Origin of the sequence: Rarobacter incanus, from assembly GCF_006715765.1 — a bacterium.
Classification (GTDB): domain Bacteria; phylum Actinomycetota; class Actinomycetes; order Actinomycetales; family Cellulomonadaceae; genus Rarobacter; species Rarobacter incanus.
In genome coordinates, this window is record NZ_VFNV01000001.1 from 1,481,062 (window position 1) to 1,504,503 (window position 23,442).

Below are 23,442 nucleotides of genomic sequence, written 5' to 3' on the forward strand. Positions count from 1 at the left end.
ATCGCTCAAAGCCGCATCGCGAAGTCTATCGGAGGGGCCTGAATACGATTCCCAGCTGGGTGTTGGTGGGCTTGAGGGCACGACGAAGTCTATCGGAGGGGCCTGAATACGATTCCCAGCTCAGGCCGGTGAGCGACCTGCTTGCAGGGAAGTCTATCGGAGGGGCCTGAATACGATTCCCAGCAGTGGCGTACGGAGGTTCGGGGCGAACAGAAGTCTATCGGAGGGGCCTGAATACGATTCCCAGCCCGGTCGAGGGGATCGCGTTGCCGTGAGGAAGTCTATCGGAGGGGCCTGAATACGATTCCCAGCATTCCGGGCCATTGTCGGAGTTTGTGCAGAAGTCTATCGGAGGGGCCTGAATACGATTCCCAGCTTCAAATCAAACGCGCACGCAAAGTCGTGAAGTCTATCGGAGGGGCCTGAATACGATTCCCAGCGATTGCCGACACTAGGGCGTAATTAGCGGAAGTCTATCGGAGGGGCCTGAATACGATTCCCAGCGTCTCATTGATTACGGCACCGCATTTGCGAAGTCTATCGGAGGGGCCTGAATACGATTCCCAGCCCGAACAGGAACGGCGACAGCGACTATCGAAGTCTATCGGAGGGGCCTGAATACGATTCCCAGCAGGACAGTGATGCCGCCGTTGCGCGTGTGAAGTCTATCGGAGGGGCCTGAATACGATTCCCAGCCCGCCGCGCGCGCCCACTTCGCGCCGGAGAAGTCTATCGGAGGGGCCTGAATACGATTCCCAGCCCGAAGATCGTTCGCACGAAATCCCACGGAAGTCTATCGGAGGGGCCTGAATACGATTCCCAGCATAGAACAAGCCCGAGCGCGGCCCCGTGGAAGTCTATCGGAGGGGCCTGAATACGATTCCCAGCGAGAATCCAACGCTTCAGCCCACGCGGTGAAGTCTATCGGAGGGGCCTGAATACGATTCCCAGCGTTCCTGGAGAGGCTCGGCGGGTGAACCGAAGTCTATCGGAGGGGCCTGAATACGATTCCCAGCCCAGGGCGGTCATGCTGCGAACCCTTTAGAAGTCTATCGGAGGGGCCTGAATACGATTCCCAGCACTGAACGCGCGGATTATGCGCAGATTAGAAGTCTATCGGAGGGGCCTGAATACGATTCCCAGCACGTGCTTCCCTTCGCGACGGATCGCGTGAAGTCTATCGGAGGGGCCTGAATACGATTCCCAGCGGGTTTACCGGTGCACGATGACCACGGTGAAGTCTATCGGAGGGGCCTGAATACGATTCCCAGCGAATCCGCGGTTTTCAGGTCTGCCGGCAGAAGTCTATCGGAGGGGCCTGAATACGATTCCCAGCGTCTCGCGGTATTCAGGGTTAGTAATGCGAAGTCTATCGGAGGGGCCTGAATACGATTCCCAGCGGATACAAGCCCGACTCGATCAACACTTGAAGTCTATCGGAGGGGCCTGAATACGATTCCCAGCATTCCGGGCCATTGTCGGAGTTTGTGCAGAAGTCTATCGGAGGGGCCTGAATACGATTCCCAGCGTGAGCGGCGAGCGGTGAGCGGGCAGTCGAAGTCTATCGGAGGGGCCTGAATACGATTCCCAGCCGTATCTCGTCGCCGCGGGCACGGTCGGGAAGTCTATCGGAGGGGCCTGAATACGATTCCCAGCTGGACGCATAAGCATGGCGCAGATCGGAGAAGTCTATCGGAGGGGCCTGAATACGATTCCCAGCAAGAGTGCGCCAGGGTGCCAGAAGTCCAGAAGTCTATCGGAGGGGCCTGAATACGATTCCCAGCGGGAGCGACCAGCGGAGCGCAGCGTAGCGAAGTCTATCGGAGGGGCCTGAATACGATTCCCAGCCTGTCGTGTAGTAGTCGTCGTCGGTCGTGAAGTCTATCGGAGGGGCCTGAATACGATTCCCAGCCATCTAAGGGGCGTAGACAACTCACTTGGAAGTCTATCGGAGGGGCCTGAATACGATTCCCAGCTTCCCGCTGGGCAGTCGGTGACGATCGAGAAGTCTATCGGAGGGGCCTGAATACGATTCCCAGCGGATACAAGCCCGACTCGATCAACATTTGAAGTCTATCGGAGGGGCCTGAATACGATTCCCAGCTACGCGCGCGACCACGCGGCGATCAACCGAAGTCTATCGGAGGGGCCTGAATACGATTCCCAGCGGAATCGGCGGCGTTCATGCTCGGTTCAGAAGTCTATCGGAGGGGCCTGAATACGATTCCCAGCATGAGGCTGGACAGGCACTCGTGCTCCAGAAGTCTATCGGAGGGGCCTGAATACGATTCCCAGCTGTGGCTGAGTCCCGTAAAGGGTTTTGCGAAGTCTATCGGAGGGGCCTGAATACGATTCCCAGCACGGGCGCACGGACTGGCACCGCGTGACGAAGTCTATCGGAGGGGCCTGAATACGATTCCCAGCAAGGGCATTGCACGGCGCGAGGCAGAAGACTCGACAAGCTCAGCCCCCTGCCAGCAATGGCATGAAACGACCAAGGCACTCCGCACAAGGCAAGCACAACCGCAAGCAATCGACCCCGCCGCCCCGCTCCCCGCGATTACGCTCGCGTCAAGCAGGTAAATACCTAGCGATGCCTGTGGGGCGGGTGACAGACTCAAGGGAGTACGCAACCGATACACCGACAGGCAAACTCGTGAGAACCAAGCACACCATTCCCTTTACCGACCAGTTCGTCCGCGGCGCGGCGGACCTCGAAATCACGAGCGAGGGAGCAATCCCCCACCGCATCGCGACCGCCAACCGCCATCGCTACCGCGACCCCCAACTGATGGGCGCCGAGGCTCAGCCATCCGGCGTGCGCGTCGAACTATTGACGGCCGCAACCACCGTCGAATTGACCGTCCACACAACGCGGTTCACCTACGCCGGGATCACGCGTCCGCGGGGGCAAATCGACATCGAGGTCGACGGCCACATAATCGCGAGCCACGCGCTCACGGGCGGAACCGCGCTGGAAACCGACTTCGCGACAGGCACGACCTCGCGAACCGTCGGCCCCGACGACGTCGTCACGATCAGTGACTTACCCACCGGAACCCACCACATCGCCATGTGGCTTCCCTTCAATGAACAGGTCGAACTCCGTTCTCTCGTTGCCGACGCGGCCGCCTTACCCGTCGCCGCGGCGGGAGTCACCTGGATCAATTACGGCAGTTCGATCAGCCAGGGCTCGAACGCGGCCTCGCCGACGGGCATCTGGCCGGTCGTCGCGGCCCGCAACACCGGAAACGTCGACCTCATCAATATGGGGTTCGGCGGCAGCGCGATGGCCGACCCGTTTATTGCACGCCAGATCGCGCAAACGCGCGCGGACGTTATTTCCGCGAGCATCGGAATCAATGTCGTCAACCTCGACGCCATGCATGAGCGCATCTTCGTCCCGCTCGTACACGGATTCTTGGACACGATCCGCGACGGCCATCCAACCACACCGATCCTGCTAATCACGCCGATTTTCTGCGGCATCCACGAAGACACGCCCGGCCCCGGTGCCTTCGATCCCGCCGCATTCGCCACCGGCACCGCACGCTTCATCGCAACAGGCGATCCCGCCGATGCCGCGCCGAGGCACCTCACCCTCACGTCAATTCGACGCCTCCTCACGTCAATTTCGAACGAGCGCTCCGACCCCCACCTCCACCTCATTGACGGGCTAGAACTGTTCGGCGCCGCCGACGCCGAGGCCCTGCCGCTCCCGGACGCACTGCACCCCGGACCTGCCGCGCACGATCTCATCGGCACTAGATTCGCACGGTTCCTTTGCACAGTGGCTTCCGCGCGGTAGCGACTCCATTCGCCCTGCGTATAATCGCGAGGCAGGCCAACCACACACAGCAACTACATATGAAACGTGAGAAGTAAATGCGCAATAAAATGACCGCCCTCGCCATCGCCGCGCTGCTGGCCGCATCGACGCTCGGCGCCTCCGCACCCGCCCAAGCGGCGGAAAGCGTCGTCGCTGCGGCGAGCGCAACAACGGCAGCCTCGAACGCAACGGGCGCGACCCCCACGCTGGCCGCACCCAAGGCGGTCACTATCACCTCCACGTTCCGCACGAGCCTGGCCGGAATCAGCAAACCTAAGAACGCCCTTAAACTCCTCACTACTTTCGCCCAGGTGAAGGTCAAGGGAGTTACGCAGCCAATCGTTATTGGAGTGAAAGAAGGGCCTAGGAGTGCCGCGCAGGCCTGGAAGCTCAAGAAGAACCAACGGGTCAACGTGAAACTCAAGGGTAAGAAGACTCAAAAGCTGCGCGTTATCAAGGTTCTCAACAAATCGACAGTCGCGAGCTACAAGCCAACCTTTGCGGAGCAATCCCGCACGAAGCTGATCATCGGAGTTTCCTCGGTCACGAAACCCGGAAAAATGAAACTCATTTTGGTCGGCAAGTAGGTCGCCGCCGGACCCCACGTTAATAAGCGCAAGGTCCATCTACGGCCTCGGATCACTCTAATGTTTATGGTGCGCTGAACGCCGCCAAGTCTTCCGCAGAATCGCAACTAACAGCAGCCCAGGACGCGCGGGCTGCCGCCGCGGCGCAACTCAACGGCACGGCGGCATTGGCGGCGGACGCCGAATCGACCAGGGCGGAGCTAGCCGCTGATCTGAGCGCCGAAAAGAAGGCGGCGGAGGCGACCGCGGCGGCCAAGACCGCAGCCGCAAAGGCTGCGAGCGCCGCGAAGAAGAAGGCGTTGGCGGCCAAAAAGAAACTCGCCCGCGCCAAGGCGAAACTTGCCAAAGCGAAGAGGCGGGCCTCGTCGGCGAAAATTCGCGCAGCGAAGAAGACCGTGAAGAAGCGCACGGTCTCCTACAAGAAGGCACAAGCAAAGGCGACGAGCGCCGCCACCGCCGTCCAGGTGGCATCCGCGAATGACAGCGCGGCGGTCAAAGCCCGGGCCAAGGCCCAACGCGCGGTGGACCGGAACGCGACACGCATTTCCTCCTACGCGGCCAAGACGGCGACTCTCACCGAATCCATCGCCGCGCTGGCCGCGGACATCGATGGATACGAAGCGGACATCGCCTCGCTAGCCGAGCAGCTGGCGGCGATCTCGGAGAAATAGCCTGCGCGCAATCGCCAAGTGGTGGCCGGTGGCGCCGAGGGACTGACGATCCCCTCGGCGCCACCGGCACTTATGCGCACGGGTTTGGTTCCCGGCGAGGTTACGCTTGCAGGATGAGCGAAACGCGCGCAATCGAGGCCCTGCGCCAAGCCGAAATCGCATTCACCATCACCCGCCACGGCCCTGCCAAATCGTTGGCGGAAGCGGCAGCGATGCGCGGAATCGATCCCCGCCAAATCGTCAAGACCCTCGTGGTCAGGCGGGCCGACGATGACTACCTATTCGTCCTGGTTCCCGGCGACCGCGAGATATCGTGGCCGAAGCTTCGGGGCCTGCTCGGCGTTGGGCGCCTGTCCATGCCGCCGGCCGCAACCGCGTTCGCGGTCACTGGCTACGAACGCGGAACGATCACGCCCTTCGGGTCGACGACCGCGTGGCCGGTCGTGGCCGACTCTTCCATCGTTGGCCAAACCATTTCATTGGGCGCCGGCGCCCACGGCGTAGCGGCAACGCTGGCGGCCGACGACGCTATCCGCGTCCTTTCAGCCACGGTGGCCGACGTGACGACGCCGCAGGCATAGGCGTGGCACGGGCGCTGGCGGACGCGCAGGCATAGGCGTGGCGCGGGCGCTGGCGCAGTCGGACGCGCAGGCATAGGCGTTGGCGCAGGCATAGGCGTGCCTTGGTGGAGGCGCAGGAACCCGCGCCCGGCGCGGCCCCGCTCGCAGATGGCATGGCGAGAGGCGCCCGCGCCCTAGACGCTAGCGGAATCCGCAGCGGTTTGCGCCAACGAGCTCACCAACCATTTTCCGTCGACCTTAGAGAGCGTCAACGTGTAGGTTCCGTTCGCGGAAGAATCCGTCGACCCCTTCATCGTCAGGGTCGCAGTGGCGTTCGACCCCTGGGTTTTCACGTCACTCACGGTGAGGCTGAAGCCGTCCGCATTCGGTTCGAACGACAAATCGGAGCATGTGACGGTCTTTCCACCGCGAAACTGCGAGGTTGTCAGGTTGTTGACGACTTCCAAGACCTTGTCATCGCACGATTCTGCCGCCATGAAGTCGCTGGCGAATCGCTGGGCCACGTGGGTCGGAGTGTTGGTGTTGAGCGCTCCGCGGATCGCGAAGACCCCCACGCCAATACCCACGGCCAGAATCAGGGCGGCCGCCGCGATGAGAATCACCGTCTTCGTTGTGCTCAGGCGGTTCTTCGGCTTCCCCGGCGCACCCGGGAAACCCGGCTGCCCGTAGGCTGCGGGGTCGTACCCCTGCCCGGCCGGATAACCCTGCCCAGCCGGGTAACCCGGCTGCCCGTAAGCTGCGGGGTCGTAACCCTGCCCGGCCGGAAAACCCTGCCCAGCCGGATAACCCTGCCCGGCCGGAAAACCCTGCCCAGCCGGATAACCCTGCCCAGCCGGGTAGCCGGGGACGCTGCCGAAGGCAGGCTGCCCGCCGGAGTTGGGCGAGGGCATCTGTTGGCCGGGCATGGGAGCCGCCCACGGCGACCGGTCGCCTTGCGCCGCCGCTGGCACCGCGCCGCCCGCCGCTTCCGCGGGAGGCGCCGTCGCCCAGTGGGGAGCCGGCGGGGGTATGGGGGAGAACTCGTCACTCGCGTTGCCGACGCCGGGAAGACTGCCACCGCTCGGGGTTTCGCTGCCAGCCTGTGCGCCCGCGGCGCCACCATCGCCCGGCGCGGTGTCACCCCCAGACGGTACGGCCCATCCGTTGTTGCGGTCGTTCGATTCGCTCACGATTCACCCTTTCCGAGCGGGATCGGCGGATGCGAGCGGATTTACTCGAACAACCCTTGACCAATGTAACCGCCCTCGCGCACCCCCGGGGGCACTGCAAAAACGGCCGATCCCACGTGCCTAATGTATTCATTAAGCGCATCGGACTTCAAAGAACGCTGAACGTCGATGAATTGTTGCGGATCCTTTTGGAAGGCGATGAAGAACAATCCGGCGGTCAGTTGCCCCAAATTGTTGTTCCCCTCGACGAAGTTGAAGCCCCTTCGCAGGATCCGGACGCCGCCATTATTGTCCGGGTGGGCCAAGCGCACGTGCGAATCGGCGGGAATCGCGAAGGCCCCGTCCGCTTCGACCGCGCCGAAATCGGGATCCGTGAATTCCTCCCCGCCCGAAAGCGGCGCGCCCTCGAATTTGTCCCTGCCGATAATCTGTTCCTGTTCGCCCAGTTGGGCCCGGTCCCAACTCTCGATCGTCATCAGGATCTTGCGCACCACCAGGTACGTCCCACCCGCGAACCAGGCCGGCTGCGAATCGGCGTCGGTCCACACCCAGGCTTCCAAGTCGGCGGTTTCGTTCGCCATGATGTTCGCGGTGCCGTCCTTGAATCCGAACAGATTGCGCGGGGTTGCCTGCTTCTTCGACGTTGCGGAGGTCTTGCCGTAACCAAGCTGCGCCCACCGAATCATCGCCTTGCCGAAGGCAAGCCGGGTCAGGTTACGAATCGCGTGGACGGCAACCTGCGGATCCTCCGCGCATGCCTGGATACACAGATCACCCCCGCTCAGTTCATCTTCGAGGATGTCGAACGCGAACAGCGGCAAATCGGCGAGCGCATCCGGCTTCCGGTCCGCGATACTCAATCGCTTTCCCAACTCGCCCGTAAAAAGCGATGGGCCAAAACCAAACGTTATGGTCAAAGCAGCGGGCCCCAGCCCCAGCGCCTCGCCCGTGTCATCCGGCGGCTTCAGCGGGCCTCCCCCAACGGCGCCTTCGGCGGTGACCTGCTGCCCGTGGGTCAGGCGCGCGGACGCGTCCGTCCACGCCTTGAGCAGCTCGATCAGGTCATCGCGCGTGGTGGAGTCCGTCAGGTCCAGGCTCGCGAAGTACAGGTGCTGCTGCACCTCGGTCGTGATGCCAGCCTGGTGGGTTCCGTAGAAGGGGTGGACGGTCTTGGCGCCGCTAGCGGCCTGGGCGCGGGCGGCGCCGATCCCGTAACCGGCACCCCCCGCCGCCGCGGCCGCCGCCCCGGCACCAACCAACCCTAGGAATCCGCGGCGCGACACACCGCCGGTTTCCTTTCCGGTTCTTTCGGGTTCGTTGGGCATCCGGAGCCTCCTGCGTTCCATCGTCTACTTCCGCGGAGACCAGCCCCGCAACCTACTACTCTGCCTGTTCAACCCCGAGCACGGTGTGCGTGAGCTGCGACAACGGTTCGCTCAACGCGTTCAGTTGCGCCCCAAGCGCGTTGCGCTGTTCCTGGCTGACCGTATCGTAGGACACAAACCCGTCCGTGTAGTTGCCGTACTTCGCCAACGCCTCCTTCATGGCCTTGAACTGCTTGTCGAGCTCGGCAACCAGCGTCTTGCCCTCGGCACCCTTGGCAATCGCGATGTCTCGCACCGACTCGTAGGCAACGTCCGCGCCCTCCACGTTGGCATAGAAGTCGTACAGATCCGTGTGGCTAAATTCGTCCTCTTCACCCGGCAGCTTCCCGTCGGGTGCGGCAACCTCGTCCAGCAGCCCGATCGCACCGTTGGTGATGTCGGCGAGCGTGAGCGCGAAGTCGGCCGAATGCACCTTGTCGTAGAGCGCCTGGATGTCGGTGTTCAGCTGGTCGGCGACCTTCTTGCGGCCGGCATCGGTGAGTTGCTCGATGTCCTCGTTGGGGTAGTTCTTGACGGCCTCGCCGTACCACAGGTCCATTTCGATCCGGTGGAATCCGGTGAATTCCAGCCCCTCCGCCTCGGCGCCGGGCTTGCGGTAGTCAATCTTCGGATCCAGGTCGCCGAACTGTTCCGCCGTGGGCTCGATGCGCTCGTAGCTCACCCGCGCCAGCGGGAAGAGTTTGCGGGCCTCGTCATCGTCGCCCGCAACGTACGCGTCGGTGAACTTCTTGACATTAGTGACGAGTTCCCCCACCTGCGTTTTCACGTATGCCGTGTAGTTGGTCACCGCCGTTGCCGTCTGGGCGGCCTCGTCCTGATCAACCGCGATTTCCTGGCCCGTTACCGTAAAGGGCGTCTTGCCCACGCCGTCGCCGACCATCCCGGGCTTGCAAACGGTGAAATAGTTGCCCGGTTGCGCCTGAATTGTCAGGGCCCGGCTGGCCGCGGGGGCGATGTTTTCGACCTCGCCGACAATGCGCAGCCCGTCGTCGGCCAGCACGTAGAACTCCGTCACGGTGTCGCCCGCATTGGTGACGTTGAACGACACGTTCCCGCTGGTCGCGGTATCAGCGGAAACGTCGCAGGCGTCGGCGGTGGATGCAACGGTGATCGCTTGCGCGCCAGACGTCGGGTTGTTCGCGACGCAACCGCTCATCGCAAACGCGGCGGCGACCGTCGTGGTTGCCGCGAGTACGCGTGTGGTCTTCATGTCACTCCTTGGTGGCAATTGATGCGGCCCGCGCACGGGACGCCCTGAGATGGATGATGATGTAGATGGAAAGAGTGGTCGCGACGTAGACGAACCAGCCGGCGACTTCGAGCTTGGTCATTTCCGGGCTGAAGCCAACGGTTCCCTTCAGGACTGCGGCCAGGATGCCGTCGGGGCTGATCGTGTCGCTGACCTTGAACGCCCACGCGCCGTTCCCGAAGAATTGCGCCGCGAGCACTCCCCCACCGTCGGGCACGGGTGCGAACGGGCCGGGCAGGACGCGCGCCTCTTGCAGGTCGTGGATGCCGTAGGCAAAAATGCCACCAGCGACGAAAATCAGGAACACTCCCGTCCAGGTGAAGAACGTGCCCAGGTTTATCCGCACGGCTCCCCGGTAGATCAGCCAGCCGAGCGCGACCGCGGCCAACAGCCCGATGACCGCACCGACCCAGGCAGTCGGGGCGTCACCGCTGGCGCGGACCGCCGACCACAGGAACAGCGCCGTCTCGATGCCCTCGCGGGCGACCGCAACGAAGCCGATGACGACGAGCGACCATCCCGATCCGGTCAGCAACGCCTTGTCGACGGTCCCTTCAAGTTCGCGCTTGAGGTTGCGGGCAGCCTTCTGCATCCAGAAGATCATCCAGGTGACCAGCCCGACGGCAAGAATCGACATGGATCCGCCGATAATTTCCTGCGCCTCGAAGGTGAGCCCGTAGGCACCGAAGGTGAGAATTGCGCCGATGAGCAAGGACCCGACTATTGCCAGTCCGACCCCGGCCCAGATCCTCCGCACAACGTCTGCTCGCCCCAGCTTATTGGCGTAGGCGATAAGTATGCTGACGACCAGCGCGGCCTCAAGGCCTTCACGCAGGCCAATGATGAACGTTCCAATCATGCGGTGGCAATACTCCCGGTGGTTTGTTTAGGTAAGCCAAACCTACCCACACAGACCCCCGTTGTCACGCACAAGGAAGGTGACAAACCGCACATCGCGAGCAGCCATCGCCCGCCATTTATGGCGCCAACAGCCGTTATTAGTGTCAGTTTTGGACTTGACAAGCCCATTCCACCCGATAATCTTAGGCACTAGGGAGTGACAGCGTTGTCAGCCATTCGGATCCAGCGCGTGGCCCAGCAATCCTGCAATGCCGCAGGGTGAAACGTACTTCGCAGAACAAAGCGTTACCCGCAGGGCAAGCATTACCCGCAGGGCAAGCGTTATCCGCAGGTTCGCGGGCAAACATCGCCGCCGCGAACACCCGCAACAGTGAGGTAAGGGTGAGGAATTGAAAAGGAATATCCGGCGTCGCCGCGCGCTGGCGGTCGCTGCCGCAGCAGCCATCATCGCGCCACTCGTGGCGACAAGCGCGCCCAGCGCCCTCGCCGCCGCTTGCGACACGCCCACTGGAGCGACGACCTACACCGACCCCGATGGTGCATCCGGAAGCGTAGCCATAACCGACACGGACTCGTCCACGTGCAAGCGCACCTACAAACTCACCTACGGCAACGACACCAGCACGTTCAGCGAGACGCAAGGGGACCCCCGCGTTCGCACCGGTTCGGCTGCACTCGATGGCATGTATGCGCTAGCGCTACAGGAGTCGAAGGAGGTGTCACGGGATTCCGTGACAGACGGCGCGTACAACAGCTTTCAGCCAATTAACTGCTCGGCGGACGGCACCGGCTGCTTCATCACGGGCGAAAACTGGACGTTTGTGTGGACTCGGGACGTTTCTTATGCCGCGTCGCTCGGGCTCACGGCGGTCGATCCGGTTCGCATGCGCAACACCCTCAACTTCAAGCTATCCGAACGCCGCAGTGGCTACTGGGATGACCTCAACTCAGACGGTACTACCGGAAAAGACCTGCAGATCATTCAGGATTCTGGTACGGGTGGCAGCTACCCGAATTCCACTGACCGCGTGTCTTGGGCGGTCGGGGCGCAGGAGATCATGGCGTGGCTGCCCGACAACTTCCGCGCGGCCTTCGAAACGCGCGCTTACACCGCAATCAGCAACACCATCGAACACGATCGCCAGGTCATCTTTGACACCACGAACGGACTGTATTCGGGAGAATCATCCTTCCTGGACTGGCGGTGGCAAACGTATCCGCAGTGGATTGGCAAGGACATGACTCAGGTCGCGCAGTCGATGTCGCTTTCGACAAACGTCACCCACTGGGTCGCCATAAACCTTGCCGCGCAACTAGCCACCGAGGACGGCGATAGCGCCAAGGCAACGAAATACCGCTCCTGGGCGGACGAACTGGCAGACAACATCCGCACCAAGTTCTGGCTGCAACAGCGCGGGCAATTCTCGGCGATGATCTCCTCGACCCTGGATCCCTCCGCCACACTGCGCTACGACGCGCTGGGAACAGCGCTGGTCATCCTCACTGGAATCGCCACACCCGAACAGGCCGCAAAGGCGGTTGCGAACTACCCGCAGACGGTTGCGGGACCCCCGGTCATCTGGCCACAACAGCAGGTCATTTCGTCGCTGCAGCCGCAACAAACCAGCAGCTATCACAACGAAGGCGCATGGCCCTTTATTACCGCCTACATGCTGCTAGCGGCTGCGAAGGTCGGCAACGACACCGCCGCATCCGAGCAGGTCGATGCGATGATGCGCACGCCGATGCTCTACGGCTCAAACTACGAAAACATCAACATCGTTTCCGGGGCCAAGAACACGGCCATGAACTCCCGGAAGCAACTGTGGTCCATCGCGGGCATGCTGGGCATGTTCCAGCGCGTGTTCTTCGGCGTCAATGCATCGCGTGACGGGCTCACCATCGCCCCTTCGATCAGCGCGCAAACCCGCAACAAGTACTTTGCCGATTCCGAGAACCTAACGCTCACCGGCCTGAACTACCGGGGACGCAAGCTCAACGTAACCGTCAAGCTGCCTGACGCAACCGCTAGCAAGGGGATGTACACGGTGACGGCAATGACCGTTAACGGAAATTCGGTCGCCCCGGACACGACTATCACCGCCGACATGCTCGGGCCGACGGGGTCCGAGGGCAACGTTGTGGTCACGCTCGGCGCCCCGCAAGCATCGGTGAGCGCCCACGCGGTTGTTCCCGTGACATCAACCGAAGCACTATGGGGGCCAAAGGATCCGGCGATCTCGTCCCTGAATGTTACAAACCGGGGCGTCGAACTAGCGATCGATTACAACGGCACCGAACCATCGCGTGTCACCATGGACGTGCTGCGGGACGGCGTCGTGGTCGCGCAGGACATTCCCGGGCAAAGCACCTACACCGACCGCACCGCGGCGCAGGCCTCAACGACCTCGTACTGCTACACAGTCCGCCTGACCTACACGTCGAGCGGCAACACCTCCCAACCCTCCAAGCCGGCGTGCTATTGGGGGGCAAACGACTCCCGCATCACGACGATCGATTCCAATTCGTTCGACCGCGTTGGCGGGGAATGGGGAGAAAAGACCATAGGCGGGCAGACCCGACGCTACGTCAAGAACTGGGGCAACGGGCTCACGGACTCGCTCACCGGCAGGTTCACCGCCAGCGCCACGGGCAGCTACCTGGTCCAAGTCAGCTACGCGGCCACGGCCGTGCGCGACATCACCGGCGGGGTATCGTCCGGCATCAAAATGCTATCGGTGATCGACGATACGACGGGCGAGACGGTGGCGCGCAAGCCGATCGTCATGTCGAACTATGGAACATGGGACGAGATCAACCGGTCAACGTTTGTCCCCGCAAACCTGACCAAGGGCAGAACATACAAGATCGTGGTATCTGCTGATCGTTTGGCCGTCAACATGGGCTACTTCACGATCAATTCCACCTACCGAGCGAGCGACACGGAGGAACTATCGCAAGCGCCAATGAATGCGAACGACATCTTTGACATGCGCGTGCTGCTTAAAGAAGCCGAACCGCTAAAAGTGACGGCCATATCTGATGCTTTGACCGCCGCGCAGGGGGAACCGGTCGACACTATTCTGGCAACGGTCACCTCGGGTACGGCTGTGGAGGCATCCGACCTCACGGCCAGCGTCGCGTGGGGTGATGGGAGCCAGGACGCCGGCGCGATCGCAACCACCACCGACGGGTCCTTCACCGTTTCGGGAGCCCACACCTATCCAAGTGCGGGCCTATACACGGCGACCGTTACCGTCAGTGATGGAACGGCAACCCAAACCGTGACCTCCCGGGTCAGCGTCAAGGCGCCCGGAACTAACGTGAGCTCGGTTCCCGCCATCACCGGAACCGCCGGGGTCGGCGGCACGCTCAACGCTCTTGTCGGCACGTGGCGCCCGGCGGTGTCCCTCGAATACCAGTGGCTGAGCGACGGAAAGCCGATCGCGGGCGCCACCGGCGCCTCGCTTGCCGTCACGGCCGCGCTGGTCGGATCGCGCATATCGGTGCAGGTCACGGGGCAGTTCCCCGACGGCAAGGCCGTCACCGAAACCTCGCGCGCCACCGATCCCGTCACCGCCCCCGCGGCGACCAATCCCGGCACGGGCGGCGGGGATGGCAACGGCACGGGCGGTACCAAGCCGAAGGCCCCGAAGAAGTTCACCAAGCGCACCACCGTCCGCATCACGGGCAAGGCGAAGGCCAAGAAGAAGTTGAAGGCCAGGATCAAGCGGGCGAAGCCGGGCCCAGTGAAAATAAAGATCACCTGGTATGTCGGCAAGAAGGTCGTCAAGAAGGGTTCCAAAACCCTCAAGATCAAGAAGAAATGGCGCGCAAAGAAGGTTCGCGTGAAGGTCACGACGTCGAAATCCGGCTATGCCACGACGACCGCCTCGGCGAAGGTGAGGATCAAGCGATGAAGCACATGAGGAGCACACGGCACCCGGCGATCGGACTCGCGGTGGCCGCTGCGGTGACAGCCACGGTGGCCGCCGGAGCCCTGGCCCCCAGCGCACGCGCCGACTACAGTGCCATCCGGCAGAGCACCAACGTCGACGTGTCCTCCACGATCAACTGGCTCGCCTCCGACTACACCAACGCGGCGATCGGCGACCTGGGAAGCGGGAACGCTGACGCCGATGGGGGCCAGAACTACCTGTTGCGCTCCGACATGATCAGCGCCGGGGCAGCGCCGAACGTGGCGACCGTACTGCCGGGGTCCGGGCTCACCTACGTGCTGGGTGGTGGCGTCGCGAACGCGGCCGACCATATCCGGGCACAGGGCCAGTACATCGACACCCGCGCCGCCCTCGGGTCACAGTCGGCTCGTCCCGCGACCAAGATCCAGCTCGTTGGCTTCGGGGTCCAGGGCGGGCAAGCGGACCAACCCCTCACGCTAGCGTTGGGCGGATCGGACCAAACCGTGAAATTTGGGCTCACCGACTGGTGTTCGGCCACGCCTTCCTACGGAAATCTGGTCGTCGGAACCCACAAGAAGCGTTACAAGGGAACCGATTCGGACGGCGGGGTGTGCGGGTTGTTCGCCACCGCTACCATCGACGTCCCCACCGGCAAGACGCTCGAAGGCATCCGCCTGCCGGCCAACCCGAACGTGCGGATATTCGCGATCGCCTCAGACGCCGACACCACGAACGCTGGCCGGCAGCCCGCCCACCAGTTGAGCGTCGATGGCCCCGCCCGCGTCGGCGCTTCCCTCACCGCCACGGTGGCGGGCCTGAGCGGGACGGAGGCAGTCGGCTACCGCTGGCTGCGGTCCAGCGCCGAGGTCCAGGGAGCGGACCAGGCAACCTACCTCGTCACGTCGTGGGATCTGGGCAAGAAGGTCCGCGTTGTGGCAACCGTGGCGCGGTCCGGCCACGTCCCCTTCGCGCTTGAGGGCACCGCCACGGATCCGGTTGGCGCCGGAACCATAACGGCGGATGCCCCACCGACAGTCACGGGACTAGACCAGGCCGGACTGGTCCGAGCCGGGCAACGCCTGGCGGTCGACGCCGGATCGTACTCACCGCGTTGGGCGGATGCGGAGGCGACATGGTTTGCGAACGGCGAACAAATCGAAGGAGCGACGAGCGCCGCCTTCACCCCCGGAACCGATTTGGTCGGTGCGACGCTCAGCGTCACAGTCACGGCAGCCGCCACCGGCTACGCGCCGCTGACACAGAACGTTGCGGTCGGCATCGTCACGGCCCCCGCCCTCGAGGTCACCGATGAGCCCGTCGTGACGGGAACTCCCGTCGTGGGTGAGACGCTCACGGCCGTACCCGGCGCCTATTCCGTTGCGAACACCGCAGAATCCGTCGAATGGCTCCGCGACGGAGCCGTCGTGGCGCGCGGATCCCGGACGTATCAGGTCCCAGCGCGGGACGCCGGACACCGGGTCACCGCGCGCGTGACGGCATCGGCGCCGGGGCACACCCCGGTGACCACGTCGATTGCGGTGGGAGACGTGCAGAAGTTCGCCGCACCCCCCACTGCGGCTGCGGCCAAGACGAACGCATCCGCCGGTGCAGTCGCCACCGAAGCGACCTCCAGCAAGAAGAGGTCGGCGATCACAGCCGATTCCATCAGGCCACCGGTCATTACCGCACGCGGCAAGCGGGTGACGCCCGCGACGAAGGTGCGCAAGGGCACGAAGCTCAAGGTGACGATGCGGAGCGTCTCCGCGCCAACCGCCACCATCAGCTACCGGTGGTTACGCGGGACAAAGACAATCAAGGGGGCAACGAAGCGCACCTACATCGTCAAGCGCAGGGACGTCGGAAAGAAGCTGCGCGTGAAAGTCACCGTGGCTGTCAGTGGCTCGGCAGCGGTCAAGATCGTCACTGCCGCAACCCCGAAAGTCCGGTAGGAGGCCCACCTCCGGGCGGCGCGAGCCGCCCGGAGGCCTCGTCAATTTCGATTGATCACAAACGATTCACCCGCATCGTTTGCAATTTCCTGATTGTTGTTGGACATCGTTAGGTTCGTGAGCGTCATCGCCCCCGTCGCGCCCCACTTCACCCAGATCGCCCGTCCCGAACCGTCGTTCCAGGCGTCACCGCTTAGTTGCGCACCGGTAATCGTCACGTTCGTCAACGTCACGTTCCGAATGTCCTGATTGGCCGCGGTGTTCTTCGACACCGTGATGCCCGCGTAGGTCGGATCGGTGATCGTGATGTCGGACATCTCTACGTTTTGGAACTGCTCCTGCGAGGCGTACAGCCATATCGCGCCGAACGTCTGCGAACCCCAAAAGTGCCCGCCTGCGCGTTCAATCGTGATCGCGCTGAAAACGGTCGAGCCGTCGACGCCAAACCCGTCCATCGAGTATCCGAAATTTTCGGAGCTCACGGTGACTCCCGAATACGCCAGGGTGTCAGCGACGTATATGTTGCGGAACGTATTGTTACCGCCCCCATACACGGCCAATCCCGCGGCCCGCCACGGCAGCAGCGCGGTTAGATTCTCGTAGGTGTTTCCCGTCTGGCTGGCCTTGACGCCATCCGTGGCGCTGAACAACGCGAACGAATCGTCTCCGGTCGTGCGCGCGGCAACATTGCGCACCGTATTAGACGTGGACCCGTTGGTCATGTTTACCCCATCGGCGAACATGTTGCGGATCCGAGAATTCTGGATCGTGACATTGCGAATGTTCGTGCCCCAAAACCCGCACACCGCGTGTTCCAACCACACGTTGTCGATCGTCACGTCGGACACGTCCCAAAGGTTGATCGCCTTTCCGGGCCCGTCGATGCGCTCAACGTAGTTGCCCCAGTATGAAAAGCCGCGCAGCTGAGTGCCGCTGGCGGCCGACGCAACCCCGATTGTGGCATTCGTGTTTATCTGGTCCGTGGGGGCGTGAAGCAGGGTAAACCACGGGCCCGCGCCGACAATGTCCATCGCTCTTCCCCACACCCACAGGGTGCCGTCGACCGTGTAATCGCCCGGCGGCAGGTACACCCCGGCGTATTGGTCGCTCCCTGCGACCTTATCGATCGCGGCCTGGATGTCCTGCTGGGTGAAGCCGGCGGGCTGCACGTACTTGCTGGTGTCTGGGTTCGCCGTGAATTGGGCCATTTCCGTGTCGATAAGATCGACGGTGACCGGCAGCGGGTTTGCCTCCGTGCGCTTGATAGTCAGCGTCGCGCCGGCCGGAATTGTGCGCGGCAGGTATGTGTGCGCCTCGTCGTAGATGTGGCGCGGCGCGCCGTCACTGGGGTTGTTTGTCGGGTTGGTTTCATCCCCGTACTGCCACGAATACTTCGAGGTGAGCGCAAGCCTCACCACGAACTCGCCATCTGCGTAGACGTCAATCGAGCCATCGCGGCCCTTGCCGTCCGCACTGTCGGGGATCGAAAAGCGCCCAACGATCGTGTCTGTAGGTTCCGTCAGCGTCCACTGGACGTACGCGCCCGTGGTGTCGAGCGTCACCGCGCGCCGCCCCGAGGCCTCCCCCGCTAGGTCCCCGACCGTTCGATTCGGTCCGACGGCCTGGGCCCCGCCGCCAAGTTCGCCGTCCTCCGCCTCGTAGGTGACGTACGACATATCCGCTCCACGGGCGTCGTTCGAAGTTTCGGGGGCCAGGTCACCAAAGACGCGTAGTTCAGCGACCTGACCGCCCGTAGCATTGACCGACGAGTTCCCCGTAAACACCAAGCGAACCTCATCACCAACAAAACTGGCAACGGGAATAGTCACATAGTTACCCGTCAAAGCCGAAAAACTATAACTCTTCTCAGCGGCAACACTCACCCAATCCCCACCAGACAACCGCGCCTGAACACCAAACGACTGCGTCCGATCCTCCCACGCAGCATCCGGACTCAACGCCACCGTCACCGAATCAATCACCGTCGCACCAGTCAACGGCACCGACAACTGACTCCACTGCTCAGCGGCACCCCAAAAAGTCCCAACATCACCATCAGTAGCATTCGACACCACCGTCCACGAAGCCGTCGAACTAGCCTCACCACCACCAACAACAACCCGATTCACACGACCCTCATTCGGATCAACCGGCACCACAACCCCCGGATCCGTACCCGGATCCGTACCAGGGTCCGTGCCGGGATCAGTCCCAGGGTCCGTACCAGGATCCGTACCCGTGTCAGTACCAGGATCCGTGCCAGGATCCGTACCAGGATCCGTACCGGGATCCGTACCGGGATCCGTACCAGGATCCGTACCGGGATCCGTACCCGTGTCAGTACCAGGGTCCGTACCCGGATCAGTACCCGGATCAGTCCCCGGATCAGTACCCGGATCAGTCCCCGGATCAGTACCCGGATCAGTCCCCGGATCAGTACCAGGATCAGTCCCCGGATCAGTCCCCGGATCAGTCCCCGGATCAGTACCCGGATCAGTCCCCGGATCAGTACCGGGATCCGTACCAGGGTCCGTTCCTGTGGCGGTCCCTCCACCAGCGGAGTCGGGGCGCTCGTCCTTTATCCTTGCCTGCTCCAGAATTGGCTTCCGCCGAGGTGCTTGAGCTGCCCTGCTGAGCCATCTTCGGCACCTCCGGCTGCGCCCCGCGCGCCCACACCTGTAGCTCTGCAACCCGTGCCGGATACTTCCGTGAGATCTTCGGAAACACCAACCGCACGCCCGTGATGCCAGCGTTGATCTTGATGGCGGCCTGATTGCCGCGAGTAAGCCGGAACTCGTAGGTTCTAACCTTGGTCACGCGACGCCAGGTTCCCTTGGGCGAACGGACCTCGACTGCGAATCGCATCTTCGTCTTCTTGGCTCCGGAGCGGGGGTCGAGCTTCACGATTATCCCCCGCACCGATTGACGCGCCTTGAAGGCGGCGGTGAGGGTTGCGCGCTTGGCACCGCTCTTAGCCACCCACGACGTTCCAAGATCGCCGTCCAGGGCAAGTTTCGCCGAGCGGGCGGCAGAGCTCGCACGAGCTTTCACCACCCCGCCCGTGCCCACATTTATCGTCTTCTTGAACTTAATCGCACCGTCCGCGCCCTTGCGCCGAAACACCTTGACGGAAGACAGCTGAGCGACCGACGCGCGCGAATTTGCGGTGACGAGCACCCGCACATATCGCACCTTCAGATCCTTCACATCGATGGCGACCGCGTTCTTCCTTTTTGGCGTGAACGTGTATCGCTTCTTCGCGGCCAGAACGCTGAACTTCTTGCCGTCGCGCGAGCCAAGGATCGTAAGCGTCTGCTTGCGGGCGGGCCACGCCGTCGGCAAGCGGAGTTCGATGTCGCTGATTTTTCGTGCTTTTCCGAGGTCTACCTGCACCCACTGCGGAAGGCGCTGCTTTGAAGACCACGCCAGGGACTGGTCGACATCGGTCACGTTGTCGGCCGCGTTCCCACTACTCGCGGTCGCGGCGGCTCCTCGCGCAAGATCGACGCGGACTGCTTCGGCCGGAGTGATGCTCACCGTGCCGACCAACGCGCACATCGCCACAGCCGCTACCGCGGACCTAGCCCATCGCAATGCCATCGAAGCTTCCCACCATTCACGTGCGATCCCCGTCGACCAACGCCTGCCATCGGTGGCTGCGCGACCAAGCCTTATGACTGTCTCGACCATATATAGGAATGATTAAGACCAACATCCCCTATATAGGTCTCTCTGCTGGAGCGCGAGGAAATGTTGTTGAAGGCAGGCAGGTGATTCGGCGATCGAGTGCGCCGCAGGCGTGTATCGAGATCAAAACCCGCGTGGTCTCGATACACGGGCTCCGCCCGCTACTCGACCAGCGGCGGGGCGGGCCACTCGACCAGCGGCGGGGGCGCTCGCGCGCCCCCGCCGCCTGCGAACCCCTTCGCGAACTACTTGGCGATCTTTTCCCGCACCGCGCGCGTCGCGGCGACAAGGTGCTCGAGCGACGGCACTGTCTCGGCGTAACCGCGAGTCTTCAACCCGCAGTCCGGGTTGATCCACAAGAGGTTCCCCGGAACGCCATCGGCCGCCAGCTCAACGAGCTCGGTGACTTCTTCAACCGACGGGACACGCGGCGAGTGGATGTCATACACGCCCGGCCCGACGCCGCGCGCATAGCCGGCCTCGGAGAGCTCGGGCACAATTTCCATCTTTGACCGCGCCGCCTCGATCGACGTAACGTCCGCGTCCAGTCCGTCGATCGCGCCAATCACCTCACCGAATTCCGAGTAGCACAGGTGCGTGTGGATTTGCGTCTCGGGGCGCACGCCCGCGGTCGACAGGCGGAACGAACCAACCGACCAGTCAAGGTACGCCTGCTGGTCCTCGCGGCGCAGCGGCAACAGCTCGCGCAGCGCGGGCTCATCGACCTGAATGATCCCGATGCCGGCTGCTTCCAGGTCGTTGACCTCATCGCGCAGCGCCAGTCCCAACTGATTTGCGGTGTCACCCAAGGGAATGTCATCGCGCACAAACGACCACGCCATGATCGTCACGGGGCCAGTTAGCATCCCCTTGACGGGCTTTTCGGTCAGCGACTGCGCGTAAGTCGCCCACCGCACCGTCATCGGCTCGGGGCGCGACACATCCCCCCACAAGATTGAAGGACGAGTGCACCGCGACCCATACGACTGCACCCAGCCGTTGGTGGTCACCGCGAAACCGTCCAGCAGCTCCGCGAAGTACTGAACCATATCGTTACGCTCGGCCTCACCGTGGACCAACACGTCAAGGCCGATCGATTCCTGCAGTTCGATAACGCGTTTGATTTCGTCGCGCATCGCCGATTCGTAGTCGGCAGTCGACAGTTCGCCGCGGGCGTGCGCCGCCCGCGCGCGGCGAATATCGATGGTCTGCGGGAACGAACCGATTGTCGTCGTCGGCAAAGGGGGAAGGTTGAGCTTTTCTTCCTGCGCGGCGGCGCGGTCGGCATATGTGCCGCGGTGGAAATCCGACTCGGAGAGGGCGGCCGTGCGCTCGCGAACGCTCGCGACCTGCACCCCGTTGGCCGCGGCACGCGAGGCAAGAGCTTCCTGGGAGGCGGAGATCTCGTCCGCAATTGCCTCCCGACCCTGGACTAGCCCGCGCGCGAGCGTAACGACCTCGACCACCTTCTGGTCCGCGAACGCCAACCAGGCGTGCAGGTTCGCATCAAGTTCCGCATCCTGCCACTTTTCATCAGCGGTGTCGTGCGGAACGTGCTGCAAGGACGTCGCCGTCGCCGCGGTCACCTGCGCCGCTCCAAGCGCGCGCAACGCTTCGAGCTGGTCGAACTTGGCACCCAGGTCTGCGCGCCAGATGTTGTGGCCATCGATGACGCCGCCGACCAAGGTCTTCGTCGCCAAGCCGTCCGCCGCCGCGGGCTGCGCGCCGTGCACCAGATCCACGTGAATCGCTTCGACATTGCTGGCAGCCAGCGCGGCGAAGTTATCGCGCAGCGCCCCGAATGCTGAGGTGACCAGGATTGCCGGTCGCTTGCCGGACGTGAGCACGTCGTAGGCGCGCTTGACGGCGTCGGTTACAGCTGCCGCCGGGATATCGATGTTGTCGGTGACCAGTCCCGGCTCATCGAGCTGGACCCAGGGGGCGCCCGCATCGGCAAGTTCCGCCAGGATCTGCGCGTACACCGCGACGACGTCGTCGAGGCGGTCGACCGGGTTGAAGTCCGCGGGGGCGCCCTCTGCGGCCTTGGACAAGAGCAGGTAGGTGACCGGACCGACAAGGGTCGGCCGGGTGACGAATCCGGCCGCCTTCGCCTCAAGGAACTGGTCGATCACCCGGCGCGACGATAGCGCGAACGCGGTGTCGGGGCCGATTTCTGGCACCAGGTAGTGGTAGTTGGTGTCAAACCACTTCGTCATTTCCAGCGGCGCAATGTCACCAACGCCGCGCGCGAGAGTGAAGTACAGGTCAAGCCCTTCGAAACCGGCGAAGCGCGGCGGTACCGCACCGATCGCGGCGGTGACGTCCAGGACCTGGTCGTAGAAGGAGAAAGTCTCCGGGATCGATGCGTCGGTGCGACCCAGGCCCAACTCGACCAGGCGTTCACGCGTGAAGTTGCGCAGTTCGTGCGCGGTCAGTTCAAGTTCGCTAAGCGAGGTCTTCCCCGCCCAGTATGCCTCGATGGCCTTCTTCAGTTCGCGGCGGCGACCGATACGGGGGTAGCCAACGATGGTGGCGACGGGAAATGCGGGGGTGGTCATGCTGGGGTGCCTTTCACGACCGCCGATGCGGTCAGGGGGTTGGGTTGGTTTGGTTCTACATTGAGGAGTTCCAGGTGCGCCAGGACATCGAGTGCAGGGCGCGCTTTGTTGAAGGTATAAATGTGCAAACCGGGAGCCCCTGCGTCGAGCACGGACTGCGCCAGCGCCGCGGTCGCCTGCGTGCCGATCGCGTGGCGCTCGTCGTCGCTCGACGCCGCGCTGAGGCGGTCCAGTAGTTCCGCGGGGGGCCTAACTCCCGACAACTCGGCCACCCGCAGCAAGCGCGTGGGGTCGGTTGCCGGCAAGATTCCCGCCAGGATGGGGATGTGAACGCCGGCGGCGCGCGCTCGTTCCACAAATTCTGCATAGGTGCGCGCGCGGTAGAACAACTGCGTGATTGCGAAGCTCGCCCCCGCTGCCTGCTTGACCAGCAAACGTTCGATTTCTTGATCGCGGGTCGTGCCCGCCGCCGGGTTTCCATCAGGAAATGTTGCGACCGCGATGGTGAGCGGGTGCGCGGCCCCGCGCAGGGCGTTGCCCGGGTGGGCGGCGCACCGGGTGCGTTCGCGGTCCTTGAGCAGGGCGATCAATTCGACGGACGAGTTCACCCCTCCCGGAGTCGGTTTCCAGTCAGGCTGACCGGCCGGCGGATCCCCGCGCAATGCCAGGAACGAGCGAACCCCCGCGGACAAGAACTCGTCCACAACGTCAACCACATCTGCCCGCGAGTGCCCCACGCAGGTCAGATGCGCGATCGGAAGAACCGGAGCCTGCTGAACCAGCCGCGAAACCACCTGCCTGGCGGTGTCTCGATCGTTTCCGGCCGCACCGTATGTCACCGAGAGGAAGTCCGGGCGCGCGCCGATCAGCGCATCGACCGTTCCCCAGAACTTTGGCGCCAGCCCCGGACGGCGGGGCGGCATGACTTCAAATGAGATGGTGGGACGCAACGGCGGAACAGCCCAACAATCGGTGTCCTGGTCGGTCATGGTTGCC

The 23,442-nt window shown here is 63.2% G+C and carries 14 protein-coding genes and 1 CRISPR repeat array (1 of these 15 only partly in view); of the genes, 6 read left to right on the forward strand and 8 right to left on the reverse strand.

The annotated features are described in order from the left end of the window. Window positions 1-2,424: direct repeats of the CRISPR family, unit length 36 nt; unit sequence GAAGTCTATCGGAGGGGCCTGAATACGATTCCCAGC (it extends 492 nt beyond the left edge of the window). A 232-nt stretch (window positions 2,425-2,656) separates the two neighbouring features. The 4 genes from FB389_RS06240 (at window position 2,657) to FB389_RS06255 (ending at window position 5,668) form a co-directional block, all read left to right on the forward strand. Continuing rightward, window positions 2,657-3,808 (forward strand): SGNH/GDSL hydrolase family protein, encoded by a 1,152-nt coding sequence (locus FB389_RS06240; RefSeq protein ID WP_246043555.1) that lies wholly within the window; start codon window positions 2,657-2,659, stop codon window positions 3,806-3,808. An 89-nt stretch (window positions 3,809-3,897) separates the two neighbouring features. Next, window positions 3,898-4,416: a hypothetical protein gene (locus tag FB389_RS06245; RefSeq protein ID WP_142111993.1), complete on the forward strand. Its 519-nt coding sequence runs from the start codon at window positions 3,898-3,900 to the stop codon at window positions 4,414-4,416. A gap of 167 nt (window positions 4,417-4,583) precedes the next feature. Next, the gene (locus FB389_RS06250; protein WP_142111995.1) at window positions 4,584-5,087 is read left to right on the forward strand and encodes a hypothetical protein; all 504 of its coding nucleotides are present in this window, start codon (window positions 4,584-4,586) and stop codon (window positions 5,085-5,087) included. 113 nt (window positions 5,088-5,200) lie between these two features. Beyond that, on the forward strand, window positions 5,201-5,668 hold the full coding sequence (locus tag FB389_RS06255) for an aminoacyl-tRNA deacylase (protein ID WP_142111997.1): 468 nt from the start codon (window positions 5,201-5,203) through the stop codon (window positions 5,666-5,668). A gap of 173 nt (window positions 5,669-5,841) precedes the next feature. Here the strand turns inward: FB389_RS06255 and FB389_RS06260 are convergent, their stop codons facing one another. From FB389_RS06260 to efeU, 4 genes are read right to left on the reverse strand one after another with little or no spacing between them, the layout of a single operon-like run. Then, window positions 5,842-6,837: a hypothetical protein gene (locus tag FB389_RS06260; protein ID WP_142111999.1), complete on the reverse strand. Its 996-nt coding sequence runs from the start codon at window positions 6,835-6,837 to the stop codon at window positions 5,842-5,844. Between the two features lie 41 nt (window positions 6,838-6,878). Then, window positions 6,879-8,162, reverse strand: a complete 1,284-nt coding sequence (efeB, locus tag FB389_RS06265) for an iron uptake transporter deferrochelatase/peroxidase subunit (RefSeq protein WP_142112001.1) — start codon at window positions 8,160-8,162, stop codon at window positions 6,879-6,881. A gap of 55 nt (window positions 8,163-8,217) precedes the next feature. Beyond that, on the reverse strand, window positions 8,218-9,432 hold the full coding sequence (efeO, locus tag FB389_RS06270; RefSeq protein WP_142112003.1) for an iron uptake system protein EfeO: 1,215 nt from the start codon (window positions 9,430-9,432) through the stop codon (window positions 8,218-8,220). 1 nt (window position 9,433) lies between these two features. Beyond that, window positions 9,434-10,330, reverse strand: a complete 897-nt coding sequence (gene efeU / locus FB389_RS06275; protein ID WP_142112005.1) for an iron uptake transporter permease EfeU — start codon at window positions 10,328-10,330, stop codon at window positions 9,434-9,436. Between the two features lie 391 nt (window positions 10,331-10,721). Here efeU and FB389_RS06280 point away from each other — a divergent pair, with 391 nt between their 5' ends. Then, window positions 10,722-14,252 carry an amylo-alpha-1,6-glucosidase gene (locus FB389_RS06280; protein WP_142112007.1) on the forward strand — a complete coding sequence of 1,177 codons (3,531 nt, stop codon included), beginning with the start codon at window positions 10,722-10,724 and terminating at the stop codon, window positions 14,250-14,252. Next, entirely contained in the window at window positions 14,249-16,201 is a 1,953-nt protein-coding gene (locus tag FB389_RS06285) for a hypothetical protein (RefSeq protein WP_142112008.1), read from the forward strand. Before FB389_RS06280 ends, FB389_RS06285 begins: the two co-directional genes overlap by 4 nt. A gap of 41 nt (window positions 16,202-16,242) precedes the next feature. On the opposite strand, the gene FB389_RS06290 is transcribed toward FB389_RS06285, so the two are convergent. The 4 genes from FB389_RS06290 to FB389_RS06305 form a co-directional block, all read right to left on the reverse strand. Beyond that, complete coding sequence (locus FB389_RS06290) at window positions 16,243-18,360, reverse strand: discoidin domain-containing protein (protein WP_142112010.1); 2,118 nt, start codon at window positions 18,358-18,360, stop codon at window positions 16,243-16,245. Window positions 18,361-18,706: 346 nt separating this feature from the next. Beyond that, window positions 18,707-19,801 (reverse strand): discoidin domain-containing protein, encoded by a 1,095-nt coding sequence (locus FB389_RS06295; protein ID WP_211344964.1) that lies wholly within the window; start codon window positions 19,799-19,801, stop codon window positions 18,707-18,709. Window positions 19,802-20,133: 332 nt separating this feature from the next. Next, the gene (gene metE, locus FB389_RS06300; protein WP_142112014.1) at window positions 20,134-22,446 is read right to left on the reverse strand and encodes a 5-methyltetrahydropteroyltriglutamate--homocysteine S-methyltransferase; all 2,313 of its coding nucleotides are present in this window, start codon (window positions 22,444-22,446) and stop codon (window positions 20,134-20,136) included. Then, entirely contained in the window at window positions 22,443-23,435 is a 993-nt protein-coding gene (locus FB389_RS06305) for a methylenetetrahydrofolate reductase (protein ID WP_142112016.1), read from the reverse strand. Before FB389_RS06305 ends, metE begins: the two co-directional genes overlap by 4 nt. Window positions 23,436-23,442 lie beyond the last annotated feature (7 nt).